This window comes from Faecalicatena orotica, from assembly GCF_905197545.1.
GTDB classification, from domain to species: Bacteria; Bacillota; Clostridia; order Lachnospirales; family Lachnospiraceae; genus Faecalicatena_A; species Faecalicatena_A orotica.
Genome location: NZ_CAJJZH010000001.1, coordinates 430,845 through 444,215, shown reverse-complemented (window position 1 = coordinate 444,215; position 13,371 = coordinate 430,845). Strand labels below are relative to the sequence as shown.

Genomic DNA, 13,371 nt, shown 5'->3' with positions numbered 1-13,371 from the left:
TCTCCTTCCTTCTCGCCATAATTCACATCCTTAAAACAGATACAATAGCGATATTAACATAATTTTACCCTTTGAATACTACGCAATCAATTCAACTTATGGTATAATTGTTTCCAATATGGAATAAATAAAAGAGAGGAAATCCCTATGACATTTGACCAGTTAAAATATTTTATTGCCGCAGCCGAAGAAAACACCTTTTTTGATGCGGCAGAAACGTTGCATATCTCCCAGTCTTCCCTGTCCAAACAGATCATGAAGCTGGAAAAAGAACTGGACATCACACTGCTTGACAGAAGCAGGCGAAGCTGCTCTCTGACAGAAGCAGGGCAGTTCTTTTACCAGGAAGCTCTGCAGCTTACAAAACAGTACCGGCAGACACTTTTCGGACTTAAATGCTTCAGAGAAAACTGTGACAGTGAACTGCATATTGGAACACTGCCCATCCTGTCCCATTACCGTCTGATCCCCCTTATAAAAAAGTATTCAGAGATACACAGCCAGATTCATCTCGAAATCGACGAAGTGGAAGAAGTGGAATTAATCAACGGATTCAATGCAGGAAAATATGATCTCATCATTGCGAGAGAGCCTCTGCTGCGCCAGTGTTCCTGCGAGACCTCCATACTGGTACACGACGAACTGGCCGCAGTACTCCCCTCCTCCCACAGATATGCACACTCTTCCTCTGTCAGTCTTCCTGAACTTGCCTGCGAGGACTTTCTTTTGATGAACAGATACACTTCCGTATTTCACCTGTGTATGGAAGAATTTAAAAAATATGGCATCTCTGCAAATATCATCCGTAATGCACGTGCAGAATCTATAATCGGGGCCGTCGCCGCGAATGAGGGCATCAGCCTCCTCCCTATGAGTAATTTTGAGGTTTTCCGCCATCAGAATGTTGCTGCCCTTCCCCTGACCCCCCCTGTACAGCTTCCTGTCGCTGCCGCCATGAAAAAAAATGGCAGCTCTGCACGAGCTGCCAAAGAGTTCATCTCTTACTTATGTAAAAATATAGAATAAAATTGGTTTCAGATTTCTATTCCGTCTCTGATTTTCCATCCGGCAAATCAATATCCGGGATACCAGTTATATGTACGTTCCTGTCTGTTCTGGCTTCAAGTGTCTCTGCCTTGATTACATCTCCAAGATCAATACCGGTTGTCTCTTTCATGCTTTCAATCAGCTTCTTCATGACAATCGGTACATTGCCTGCGACAGCATCCATGCCACTGCCTTCGCCGCTTCCTCCGATGATCGTGATCTTATCGATCTGTTTCAGCGGCTCGGCAATGCTGGATGCGATATCCGGCAATACCTTAATCAGCATTTCTGCCATAGCAGCTTTATTGTACTTCTGGTAAGCATCCGCCTTTTTCTCCATTGATTCAGCCTCTGCAAGTCCTTTGGCACGTATTGCCTTAGCTTCCGCTTCTCCCTTTGCCTGCACACCTTCAGCCTCTTGTACCATCCTGTACTTCTCAGCTTCCGCCTGTGCTTTTTTGGCAATTGACTCCTGCTCCAGAGCATACTTGTCGGCTTCGGCCTGGATCTTCTTAGCAGCGGCTTCGCGTTCCATCTCAAACTGTCTCGCTTCTGCATCTTTCTGTCTGCGGTACAGTTCCGCATCAGAACGCTGCTGCTGTTCAAACTTCTTCGCTTCAGCTTCTTTCTTAATCTCTGCTTCCAGTGCCTTTTCTTTTACTTCTACCTCACGGGCTTTCAGCTCTACCTCGCGTTCCTGGCGGGCGATGTTGGCATTCGCAGTCGTGATCTCGATTTCCTTACGCTGCTGTTCTTCCTGAATGCGGTATGCAGCATCCGCCTCTGCCTGCTTGATGTCGGCGTCTTTTTTCAACTCTGCTTTCTTGATCGCGAGTTCATTCTCACGCTGGGCAATCTCGGTCTGGGACGCAATCTGACGTTCATTGGCCATCTTATCAGCATCTGCCTTAGCCATCGCAATATCTCTCTCAGATTCAGCTTTTGCAATGGCAGCATCCTTTTTGATCTTCGCGGTATTATCCATACCCATATCATTGATCAGTCCGCTCTCATCTTCTACGTTCTGGATATTACAGGAAATAATCTCAATACCAAGCTTGCGCATATCAACCATCGCCTTGCCCTGCACCTGATTACCAAACTCATCCCTGTTATTGCAGATTGTTTTTAAATCCATTGTACCGATAATCTCCCTCATGTTACCCTGAAGGGAATCCTGCAGATCCATGATGATCTCTTCTGACTTTTTATTCAGGAAGTTCGTCATCGCAAGCTTAATCATCTCCGGCTCCGTGCTGACACGCACTTTTGCCACGGCATCAACCTGAATATTGATAAAGTCCAGCGTCGGAATATATCCTTCTGTCTTGATATCAATGGTTACCTGCTTTAGTGAAAGCTTATCCAGCCTCTGCAGAAACGGAATGCGAATCCCCGCCCGCCCAATCAGAATCTTAGGGTCTTTTTTGAATCCGGAAATGATAAATGCCGTGTCCGGCGGAGCTTTTACATATCCGCAGACGATGAAAATTAAAAGTAATGCAACGACAATGACAGCTATGATGATGCCTATGAAATCTCCTATGTAGAACATGTGTCTCTTCCTCCTCATATTGTGGCACATTACCGGCCCCTGTTCCGGCCGTCTGTATACCAATCTTGACTGGTGCCTGTTCGCTTTTGCGGCCTTCCCAGCCGCCTTCCCGCCCTCCTTATCGTGAGAATTTATTATGCTTTATTGTACCATAAATAGCACTGCTTTAAATAGTAGATTATGTTAATTTTCCGGAAATTCGTTTTTGAATCTCCTTATAGCGCGTCTGCCCGATGGGGAGCTGTGTTCCGTCACTCAAAGTCGCCTTATACCGGCAGATTTCCCGGATATAACGGATATTCACGAGATAGCTGTTGTGGATACGGACGAAATGGGGGTGTTCCATCTCATTCAGCGTTACCCTGGCAGTAATGGAATCCGTCTCTGTAGAAATGGTAGTAATCTTATCATCCGATTTCATATATATGATTTCACCGGGAAAGAAAAAATGGATATTGCCATTTAAGTCCTTTATCCTGATCTTTTCCATCTTCCCACCGGAAAGGATTTCTGTATTCACGCGGTCAAACACTCTTGCCTGCGGTGTCTGGTCCTGCGGCGCCTGTTCATTCTGAATATGGCAGGCATTGGCGTGAAGCAGATGCAGATCTTCTTTCTCCTGCTTCCAGACGAACGTAAAATGTACCCCGCTGGATAATGATGTGCCATCCGCTCCCCGGCTCGTTACTATAAATCTGCCATAAGTCACCCATGTATGCCGCTCATGCGTCAGCATAGCATACTCCTCCTGTGAAATCTCCAGTGGCGGCAGTTCCCCTTCCGACTCTATCGTTTTTAAAAACTTGTCACGCCCCTGAATATATTGTGAAGAATAATCCCCGACCCAGACAAAGTCTTCATCCAGCAGTTCAACAAAAGGAAGAAGCTGTTTGTTCATAAATGCGTGAATCAGCTCCCTCGATTTGTCCAGAATATTCTTTTCAGTATAACGCTGTTTTCCCATGTAAGCCACCTCCGGTTTGCCCTGAAACGTTGAAGATCAGCTGTGCTTTACCTCCTCATAAACGAAACAGTCTTTTATATGGTCATTGACGATACCTGTCGCCTGAAGGAATGAATATACGATAGTTGTTCCCAGAAATTTAAATCCCATTTTTTTCAAGTCCTTGCTTATCCGGTCAGAAAGCGCGGTGTTCGCAGGCAAATCTTCTATATTATCCCAGTGCCCGGTCACGGGAGTGCCGTCTACATATGACCATATAAACTTATCAAAACTTCCGTACTCCTCCTGAATCTTCAAAAAGAGATTCGCATTATTAACAGCGGCTGATATCTTCCGCCGGTTCCTTATGATTTTCTCGTTCGACATAAGCTCTTCAATCTTATCATCCCCGTAATGTGCAACCTTCTCCGGGTCAAAACCATCGAATGCTTCACGGAATGCCTCTCTTTTTTTCAGGATTGTGATCCACGACAGTCCTGCCTGCATACTTTCCAGAATCAGCATCTCAAACAATTTGGCGTCGTCATGAACCGGCCGTCCCCATTCATTATCATGGTAGTCTATGTATATGGGAGTATCTCCCGCCCAGGAACATCTTGTCTTATTATCCATACTGCTGTTATCCTTTCATTCGATTATAATATCATACAAATCATCAAATGAGATCTTTGTATTCACAATTTTAAGAAGTCTGGCTGTCTCATCTATCCTTGACACCATCCCTGTCAGCTTCAGATACTCATGATTGGCAAAATAAATGACTGTTATGATATCATTTTTATGAACCTGCCTGAGTTTCTGATCCAGTTCCTTCTGGTACTCTTCTGACAGTTCCCGCTTTGGGACCACAATTTTTTCTTTTTTCTTCAATGCCTCCGGATAACCTTTTAAGGCCGCAAACGGCATGAACTGCTTTGCCCGCTCTTCCCTGCTCATTTTACTATTCACTGCGGTGTCCTCCGATCTGCCGGTTACGTTCTATTGTCGTTCCATTTTCCATCAGATTCATGCCTTTTAATATCGCATTCTTACCATACTTTTCCTTGATATTAAGCATCGCCTGCTGCATGCGGTGTTCCCTTTCCAGTCCAGCCGGGTCTGTAAACAGGTCATACTGCTGGTATGCCTCATCTATGACATGATTGAATGTGAGATATACCCTGCGGACTGCCGTGAATCTGTCTACAATCCTTTCATACAGCTTCAGTGCATACGACCTGATCTGCCGGGCGGAGCTTGTCGTAACCGTCATGGAGATCGTACCGTGCGCAGATTTCTTTTCTATCCGGTTACTGTATCCAACATGAAGCGTGAGAGAATCCGTAACCAGCCCCTTATCCACCAGTTCCAGACAGAGCAGTTCTGCCATCTCCTTGACAATGAGTTTCCCTTCCTCATAATGATAATCCCGGCTCAATACCTGCCCGCTGGATATGGAATTTGATTTTGCCTTGTAATTCTTAATATCCGCTATCGTCGTTGGCTCCCGTCCCCATGCATGGTCGATCAGAAGTTCCGCATCTATGCCGAATAGCTGATAGAGAAGCCCTTCATCTGCCCGGGCTATCTCTCCCATCGTCGTAATCCCCACCCGCTCCAGACGGACGGCCGTCCCTGTACCGATCCTCCAGAAATCTTTGAGCGGTTTGTGGGTCCACAGTGTCCCACGGTATGATGCTTCATCAAGGATGCCTATATGGTCGGGCACATGCTTCGCCGTAATATCCAATGCAATCTTAGCCAGATACAGGTTCGTGCCAATCCCGCAGGTGGCAGTAATCCCTGTGCTGTCCATGATGTCCTGCATGATCCTCATACCCAGCTCCTTTGCCGTCATCTGGTACATTGACAGATAGTCGGTCACATCCATAAAAACCTCGTCCACAGAATACACATGGATGTCCGCACTTTCTATATATTTCAGGTAAATGGCATAGATTTCAGCAGAATAATCGATGTACAACTGCATCCTCGGCGGTGCCATGATATATTCGATGTTCTTTGGAATCTGGAAAACCCTGCATCTACCGGGTACTCCCAGCTCTTTCATCGCCGGCGAAACGGCCAGACAGATCGTCTTTTCCGACCTTTCAGGGTCTGCCACTACCAGATTCGTCTCCAGCGGGTCCAGACCACGCTCCACACATTCTACGGATGCATAAAAGCACTTCAGATCTATACAGATATAGACTTTATCTCCGGTCATATTCACTGCCGCCCTTTCTTAGGCCAGTGATACCGGCTTAGATCTACCCCTTCCAGACGCAGGAATGCTTCTTTTTTTTCTATTCCGCCTGCATAGCCGGTCAGGCTTCCGTCGCTCCCCACTACCCGGTGGCAGGGTATCACAATGGAAATCGGGTTGTGCCCGACTGCGCCCCCGACAGCCTGGGCGGACATGCGGCTAAGTCCCTTCTTTACAGCGAGTCTCTCTGCAATTTCTCCATAAGTCATGACACTCCCATATGGGATCTCACAGAGTATCTTCCAGACTTCCTGTCTGAACTCACTGCCGGCAGGAGCCAGAGGAAGCTTCGATATCCCGGGCTTCATTCCTGCAAAATACCGGTCAAGCCAGTCTTTCGCAGACTGCAGGACCGGGATGTTATCATTTTCCGTTGGTTCTTCCTTAAGTGTTCCATAAAAATACTTCTGACCGTCCAGCCACAGGCCTGACAGATTCACCCCGTCAGATACAATTGTAATCCCGCCTGCCGGTGAGGAATAGTGTGCTGAATAATACATGGGCGCCCTCCTTTTGCCTTCCATTTTACCAGAACATTCGTTCGTTTTCAAGGTCTTATTTAAAATCAGACAGACAATTTTCCCCACGGCAGGTAAATTCATACTTTTACTTATTCCTTATAAGAAAGCGCTTCTTCAATTACCTTCTGTTTTTGTGACTTAAGATATTCAATGCTCACAGCCTTTATTTTCAGCCTCCAGATAACGTAAACTGCAACTATTAGAATTGTCGCAAATGAAGCAATAATAAATCCAAAACTTTGTCCTGCACAGGAACCATAAATCATATATGCACAGGCAATTAAACCTACGCTGCAAAATATGTAGTAAACAGGAATCGGCATTGCGTGCAGGAAAGAACATTTCCAGGGTTCCGGATATTTTTTAGGGAGAGCCATGCACTTTACAACAGCAAAGAAAATAATAATGTAAAATACCAGATTCGTCAGCGATACTATTGTATCAAATGAAATATCAAATATAATCGGAATCAATGTAATAAGATACAATGCAATCATGGAAACGTACGGCCATCCATTCTTCGCTTTCTTTTTAAATACAGGGGGGATCCATCCTTCATCTGCCATCTGCATGATCGGATAACGGAAGGTTGTAACCGATGTAAATAAAGAAGTCAGCAGTGCCAGTACTGCCCCGCACAGTATAAATGCCACAAACACACCTTTCGGGAAAATATACTGGGCTACAACAGAAAGATCCTTATTGGCAACCTGCTCAATGGGAAGTACTCCCGTTGCAACGAAAACAATCAATGTAGAAATAACCAAAACAATCAGACTGCAGCCAATCATGGCTTTTGGCGCTTCTCTCGTAGGTCTTTTCAATTCAGAGCTTAAACTTACCGGAACTAATGTACAGCCAAGTACTGCATATAAGCACATATTGCAGGCTGCCGCAAAATTTGAAAAACCACAGTCAAAAAAGCCACCCTCACTTATATATTTTGAAAAATTTATCTTAGGAAGACCCATTATTACAAATAGTAATAAAGCTCCTAACAGTATGACCGTCATAGCGCTCTCTACTTTTCCCCCAAATTTCGTACCAAAATAGCTGATTCCAAAAAACAGCGTGATAATACCAATTGACAGCAGTTTGCTCTCTGAAGGTACGGAAGTAATGACAGATGACGTATAGGAAATCGCGGATGTTGCATATCCTGCCATAGTCAGTGAGGCAATCAGCCAGAGGAATCCGTAAATTCCACTAACAACAGGCGGCATAAGGAATGCCATCTGGCTGTAATCCCCTCCTTTTAAAGGAAACATCGAGGCTATAATAAAGTTAAAGAGTTGTGCAAAGAAAGCCAGCAGCACACCCATAATCATTGCAAAAATGGCTCCTTTCCCAGCCAGTCCTATCGCTATCGGAAGCAGGATAAAGAGACCTGAACCAATGACGCCGCCAATCGTATAACTATAAAGTTCCAATGTTGTCAGCTTTGTGGATTTCATAAAATACCTCCTTATTTATAGAAATAATTCTACTTGAATTGACTGCAGATTCTTGAAAATGCTTCTTCTAAACGGATGCGGGGGATGGATGTGCAGACACGGATATATCCTGGTGAGCCTCCCTCATCAAAATCTCTTCCTTGTTCCACGAAAACACCTGCTTTATTATAACAGCGGTCTAACAGTTCATCATCTGACAGTCCATAAGCTGAAAAATCCATCCACAGCAGATATGTTCCTTCCGGCCTCCATACCTTTACTTCGGGCATATTTTCTTTTAAAAATGCGATGACAAAATCAATATTTTCATCCAGATATTCCCGCAGCTGTTCGAACCACTCTTCCCCTTCGTTATAGGCTGCTTTCACCGCCTCCAGAACAAATGGTGTCGGGTTACAGTGAAGCTGTTCTGCAGTTTTACATCTTAGCGCTTTATCTTTTATAATCAGATGGCTTGCTTCCAAAGATGCAAGATTAAACGATTTACTTGCTCCTGCACACACAATCAGGTTTTGTGCATCTGTTATCTTTCCTATCGGTGTAAATACTGTTTCTCTGCGTACAATATCCCCGTGTATCTCGTCAGCAATCACGACCACATCATTTTTGGTACATATGTCATATATCCGCTTTAATTCATCTGCTGTCCACACACGCCCGACAGGATTATGCGGACTGCATAATAGAAAAGCTTTCACTTCTGCCAGTGCCGTCTTTTTTTCAAAATCCTCCCAGTTAACCGTATAGTATCCGTCATTATCTAGTAAATGGCTTTTCACTACCTTGCGGTCTGCGTTCCGGATGGTTGAATAAAACGGAGTATATACCGGGGGTGTGACAAGTATGCTGTCACCATACCCAGAAACCGCCTTAATTGCAGCAGTAATTCCTGTAAGCGTCCCTGCACTGTATAAAATTTCCTCTCTTTTCACATGCCAGTCATGTCTTCTGGCGTACCAGCCAATAATGGCTTCATAATACCCATTGTGCAGACTGGGGTGGGTAAAGCAGTAACCATAAAGATTAAAATCTACTACTTTCTGGAGCGCTGTCCTGATACACGGGGCACACCGGAAATCCATATCAGCAACATCAATTGGTATAAAATCGGCAGGAACAGGCCCCCAATTAAACTCTGCCATATACTCATCCGTGACATCATATTCCATACTGTTTGTACCGCGCCGGTCAATTATTTCGTCGAAATCAAATTTCATCTGAATACCTCCTGTTGTAAAATACATAGTTACAGATTCTGCACTGCATTACTATGCATAACATTAAAGTTATTTAATTGTTAAGCTGCTTAACTTTTATTTTAATATAATACCACTGTCTAAAATTGTCAATACATTTATGTTTTTTACCATATTTTTGTTATATTTTCACAAAAACAAGCATAAAAAAAGAGCCCCTGATGCAAAGAAAAAATCCTGTTAACAGGATTCTCTTGCACCAGAAAACTCATTATTTTGAAACATCATAATTGCGGCTACGCTTAATATCTTCCCTGTATGCAGCATTCAGCATTTTCTGAACTGCTATATGATTCTGCAATTCTTCTTCTGAAAAGTCCTCCAGCATATGATAGGTGGTCCGCTGGCATAAGTGGTTGAATTCTACATGGTCTTTGTATAATTCTTCCCCCTTTTTAGTAAGGCACAAATTATAAATGCGGTTATTCTGGTCATTCCGCGTCTGGTCTACATATCCTTTACTACGCAATTTCCTTACGATCTGTGAACACGCACTTGTTGTCTTTTTCAAAATCATTCCCAGCTCAGTTACCGTAATACCGGGATGTTCTGCAATCAAATCTACAATATGGCCTTCTGTCTGAAACAATATATGATTTCCATAATGATGAGGAAGGGTGTCATACTCACACATTAAATCATATGCCTCATCCTGTGCATTCCATAGCTGTTCAAAAAGCTTATAGCGGTCTTCTTCCATGTCTAACTCTACTCCTTTATCGGCTTAATCTTGCATTCAATGGCTTCCTGCGTCGATTTCGTACTGCTGCCTCATCAATTCTTTTATAAGTATACAATTATAAAGTATAGAAATCAATAAATAGCTGATAAATTTCTGTCACTTTATCGGCCCCGGTGCAATGCAGCTAAGTGCACGGCACGGTGGGAACAGTAATGCTCTGCCCTTATGATATGTCCATATACACAATATATATTTTTATATTTTTCATGATTAAATTAATTTTTTCAATATTTATATTAAAATCTTTAATTTATATATTGATTTTTTTAATATCTGTGTTATATTATTAGTAGAAGCAATCGAAAGGGAGTGATTATATGAACAAAGTCATCAGCCGCTGCCCCATCTGCAATAACGAGCTGACCGTAGTCAGGCTGAAATGCGATTCCTGTGAAACCGTGATCGAGAATAATTTCAGACTCAGCAAATTTGATTATCTGTCCGACGAGGAGCTCTATTTTACAGAGACTTTCATCCGGTGCAGGGGCAATATCAAAGAGATGGAAAAGGAACTGGGTATCTCTTACCCAACCGTCCGCTCCAGACTGGATTCTGTCATAAAGAAGCTGGGCTATGAGACAGAATCCTCCGACCAGAAGTCAAAAAAGAAGGAGGAGATACTCCGGGCTCTGGAAAATAAGGAGATAACTGCTGAAGAGGCACTCGCACAGTTGAAATAGTGTGATCTAAGAAGGAAATGAAAGCTTCACCGCGGGTATACCGCGGTATCTTTAAAATGAAAAGGAGAATTGATATGGATGAAACATTAAGAATTTTAAAAATGATCGAGGATGGAACGATTACCGCGGAACAGGGGGCAGAGCTTATGTCTGCCATTAACACAGAACTGAGCGTACCACAGGCTGCAGTCACAAAAACAGGGTATGATAAGAAAATGTTCCGTATCATCGTAGACAGCACGACCGGAGACAAAGTGAAAGTCCAGTTCCCGGTTGGTGCGATTAAGAAGATTCTCAAAGTAACGGGGAAACTCCCGATACCGGAAGCGGATCTTGAGGGATTCGATCTGCCCGCTATGATGGATGCCATTCTCGAATGTCTGGAAGACGAAACCGACGGGGATTTCGTCAATGTGGAAGCCGCTGACGGAACAACCGTTCGGATATATGTTGACAAATAAGAGGATGCTGTTATGAAGATAAAGATCAGGACAACGGGATTTCATTTATCCATTCCCGTCCCCATCGGCATGGCCGGGTTCGTTATCAGGGTGATCCCTGAACACGTCTTTCTGGAAATGAATAGGAATATACCCGAACCTTATTCCGGTTTGGTTACAAAAGAGAATGTGCGGATGATTCTGGAAGAATGTCAGGATATTCTTAAAGAGAATAAAGGGCTTGAGGTGGTTCATGTGGAGGCTGCTGACGGAACCTTTGTGTCCATACGAATATAGAAAGTATGAGACGTACTTTCCACGTATGAAACAAGAATCATAGAGGGAGATCTGCTAATTAAAGCATGGTCTCCCTCTCCTTGTTCACATGGCTACATATTCTCTTTCAGTACATCATGGTCTCTTAACAGCTTCTCTATTACGGTTCCCTTAACAAGGCCGATCAAAGGCTTTTTCAGTACATTGAGCGGTCCGGGCAGTTCGATCTCGAGCGGGGATTTTCCATCCATCAGTTTTACGGAGCTGTCGAGCAGTTCACGGATATCATACACACTTCCCCATACTTCCGGAACGCCCCTGTCGACGCCGAGCAGTCCATAAACCGCTTCCATAGCCGTTCTTACTGAGTATTCTGTTGTGAAAACAGTATCCCTCGGTGTCTCGGCAAATTGTCCGAGAAAGGCAAAGTTCACACAGCCATCCGGGATGACGTCCGGCCTGTCACCTTTTGTCCTTGGCATAAAGAATGCTGTGATGTACGGCATCATGGTCGGTACACAGACGGCACTGTTTTCAGCCAGATCAGGAATCAGCTCGACTGGAACACCTAAGTGGAACAGCCATTCTTCGGTAATCTCTTTTCCGGTGCATTCTTTCATCGGTTTTTTCACATAATCCCCTGGCACATCTGTAAATAACCCATATACCCAGACACATACCTTCTCCGGGTCCTGATCCTTGAACTGCCCCTGTCTGTTTATTGTCCAGCTCATCAGCCATTTTGAATCCTTACAGCTTACGATACCGCCTGTAACGACTTTTCCACTTCTTGGGTCACGTTTGCAGATATTTGTAATATAAGGGATAATCTTATCATCCAGTGTTGTAATTGTGGCGGATTCCCAGTTCGTCTTCTGGATATCGGAGCAGAACTTCTCCGGATGTCCGAAGGACGGGTCCTGTTTTGCAATGTTTTTCCAAAGGCTCCAGCATCCGCTGGTCCTTACTTCCGCATCGCCGTTCGGTGCATGATTCTGATCGCCATAAATTGTTCCCTCCGTACAGCTGCCGTTTGTCACGAATACAAGGTCATTTTCGGTCAGAAGAATTCCTTTTTCAACACCCTTCACTTTACACTCAATGGCTGTTGCGACTTTTTTGCTGCCTTTGCAGTCAAAGATCACATTTGTCACTTCCGTGTTGAACTGGAAATCAACCCCTGCCTTTTCCAGATATCTCTGCATTGGAAGAATTAGTGATTCATACTGATTGTATTTTGTAAATTTAAGGGCACTGAAATCCGGCAGGCCTCCGATATGGTGGATAAATCTCTGGAAATATAATTTCATTTCCAAAGCACTGTGCCAGTTCTCGAATGCAAACATGGTCCTCCAGTACAGCCAGAATGTGGAATCGAATACTTCTTCGTCAAACACATCTTCGATCGTTTTATCGTAGAGGTCCTCGTCTTTTGTCATGAAAAGTTTCATGATCTCCATGCAGCCCTTCTGGCTTAAGTTGAACTTACCATCCGTATGTGCATCTTCTCCCCTGTTTACAGTTGCCCTGCACAGAGAGTAATTCGGATCATGTTTATTCAGCCAGTAATATTCATCTAGTACGGAGACATCCGGCGTTTCGATGGATGGGATACTATGGAACAAATCCCACAGGCATTCGAAATGATTTTCCATCTCTCTTCCGCCCCTCATGATATAGCCGCGGGTGGAATCGTATATGCCGTCACAGGCTCCTCCTGCAATATCCATCGCCTCCAGTATGTGAATGTGGGAGCCCTCCATCTGTCCGTCCCTCACGAGGAAACATGCAGCCGCGAGAGCCGCGAGTCCGCTTCCTACGATGTACGCATTTTTTTCATCCACGCCTTGCGGCTTCTCCGGACGGGCAAATGCTTCGTAGTTTCCGTTCGTATACCGGATTCCCTTACTGTTTTTCTCGTCTTTTCCGCGCTCTGTATTGCGGTATTCATTTTCCTCTGATACGGATGCTTTTTCTTTATTTTCGTCTTTTTTACTTTCCCTTGATTTCTTCGCATATAATGCAGCTGCGCCTGCGCCTACTGCAATTGCAGAAGCAACACCTAATTTTGTTCCTTTTTTTGCCATAGCTGTTACCGCCTTCCTGAAATATCTTTCTCTTTGTTACAGCTACATCATAGTCCTGAAGGTTCTATCCCGCAATTTACAAAACAGGGGATTTGATAAAAAAC

14 protein-coding genes are annotated in these 13,371 nt (G+C 44.1%); 4 read left to right on the top strand and 10 right to left on the bottom strand.

The window, feature by feature from the left end; all coding sequences use genetic code 11:
• The first annotated feature begins 147 nt into the window (after positions 1-147).
• Positions 148-1,026 carry a LysR family transcriptional regulator gene (locus ABIN22_RS01920; RefSeq protein ID WP_346906242.1) on the top strand — a complete coding sequence of 293 codons (879 nt, stop codon included), beginning with the start codon at positions 148-150 and terminating at the stop codon, positions 1,024-1,026.
• A 16-nt stretch (positions 1,027-1,042) separates the two neighbouring features.
• Here the strand turns inward: ABIN22_RS01920 and ABIN22_RS01915 are convergent, their stop codons facing one another.
• The 9 genes from ABIN22_RS01915 to ABIN22_RS01875 all read right to left on the bottom strand — a co-directional run bounded on the left by ABIN22_RS01915 (position 1,043) and on the right by ABIN22_RS01875 (position 9,742).
• Positions 1,043-2,602 carry an SPFH domain-containing protein gene (locus tag ABIN22_RS01915; protein ID WP_109729568.1) on the bottom strand — a complete coding sequence of 520 codons (1,560 nt, stop codon included), beginning with the start codon at positions 2,600-2,602 and terminating at the stop codon, positions 1,043-1,045.
• A gap of 178 nt (positions 2,603-2,780) precedes the next feature.
• Positions 2,781-3,566, bottom strand: coding sequence for a LytTR family transcriptional regulator DNA-binding domain-containing protein (locus tag ABIN22_RS01910; protein WP_109729569.1), 786 nt, complete (start codon positions 3,564-3,566; stop codon positions 2,781-2,783).
• A gap of 36 nt (positions 3,567-3,602) precedes the next feature.
• Complete coding sequence (locus ABIN22_RS01905) at positions 3,603-4,178, bottom strand: DNA-3-methyladenine glycosylase I (protein WP_118619279.1); 576 nt, start codon at positions 4,176-4,178, stop codon at positions 3,603-3,605.
• Between the two features lie 15 nt (positions 4,179-4,193).
• A complete protein-coding gene (locus ABIN22_RS01900; RefSeq protein ID WP_330405226.1) occupies positions 4,194-4,514 on the bottom strand; it encodes a YolD-like family protein in 321 nt (106 codons plus the stop codon).
• Positions 4,507-5,772 carry a Y-family DNA polymerase gene (locus ABIN22_RS01895; RefSeq protein WP_346906241.1) on the bottom strand — a complete coding sequence of 422 codons (1,266 nt, stop codon included), beginning with the start codon at positions 5,770-5,772 and terminating at the stop codon, positions 4,507-4,509. The genes ABIN22_RS01900 and ABIN22_RS01895 overlap by 8 nt, the downstream gene beginning before the upstream one ends.
• Before the next feature lie 2 nt (positions 5,773-5,774).
• Entirely contained in the window at positions 5,775-6,311 is a 537-nt protein-coding gene (locus tag ABIN22_RS01890; protein ID WP_346906240.1) for a methylated-DNA--[protein]-cysteine S-methyltransferase, read from the bottom strand.
• 110 nt (positions 6,312-6,421) lie between these two features.
• Positions 6,422-7,786, bottom strand: a complete 1,365-nt coding sequence (locus tag ABIN22_RS01885) for an APC family permease (protein WP_346906239.1) — start codon at positions 7,784-7,786, stop codon at positions 6,422-6,424.
• Positions 7,787-7,815: 29 nt separating this feature from the next.
• Positions 7,816-9,003 (bottom strand): MalY/PatB family protein, encoded by a 1,188-nt coding sequence (locus ABIN22_RS01880; protein ID WP_182440625.1) that lies wholly within the window; start codon positions 9,001-9,003, stop codon positions 7,816-7,818.
• Between the two features lie 250 nt (positions 9,004-9,253).
• Positions 9,254-9,742 (bottom strand): MarR family transcriptional regulator, encoded by a 489-nt coding sequence (locus ABIN22_RS01875; protein ID WP_118619289.1) that lies wholly within the window; start codon positions 9,740-9,742, stop codon positions 9,254-9,256.
• 359 nt (positions 9,743-10,101) lie between these two features.
• Between ABIN22_RS01875 and ABIN22_RS01870 the strand changes: the two genes are divergently transcribed.
• From ABIN22_RS01870 to ABIN22_RS01860, 3 genes are all read left to right on the top strand, one after another.
• On the top strand, positions 10,102-10,464 hold the full coding sequence (locus ABIN22_RS01870; protein ID WP_109729577.1) for a DUF2089 domain-containing protein: 363 nt from the start codon (positions 10,102-10,104) through the stop codon (positions 10,462-10,464).
• Between the two features lie 74 nt (positions 10,465-10,538).
• Positions 10,539-10,925 (top strand): SHOCT-like domain-containing protein, encoded by a 387-nt coding sequence (locus ABIN22_RS01865; RefSeq protein WP_109729578.1) that lies wholly within the window; start codon positions 10,539-10,541, stop codon positions 10,923-10,925.
• A gap of 12 nt (positions 10,926-10,937) precedes the next feature.
• Complete coding sequence (locus ABIN22_RS01860; RefSeq protein ID WP_109729579.1) at positions 10,938-11,201, top strand: hypothetical protein; 264 nt, start codon at positions 10,938-10,940, stop codon at positions 11,199-11,201.
• A 92-nt stretch (positions 11,202-11,293) separates the two neighbouring features.
• On the opposite strand, the gene ABIN22_RS01855 is transcribed toward ABIN22_RS01860, so the two are convergent.
• Positions 11,294-13,267, bottom strand: a complete 1,974-nt coding sequence (locus tag ABIN22_RS01855; RefSeq protein WP_346906238.1) for an oleate hydratase — start codon at positions 13,265-13,267, stop codon at positions 11,294-11,296.
• Positions 13,268-13,371 lie beyond the last annotated feature (104 nt).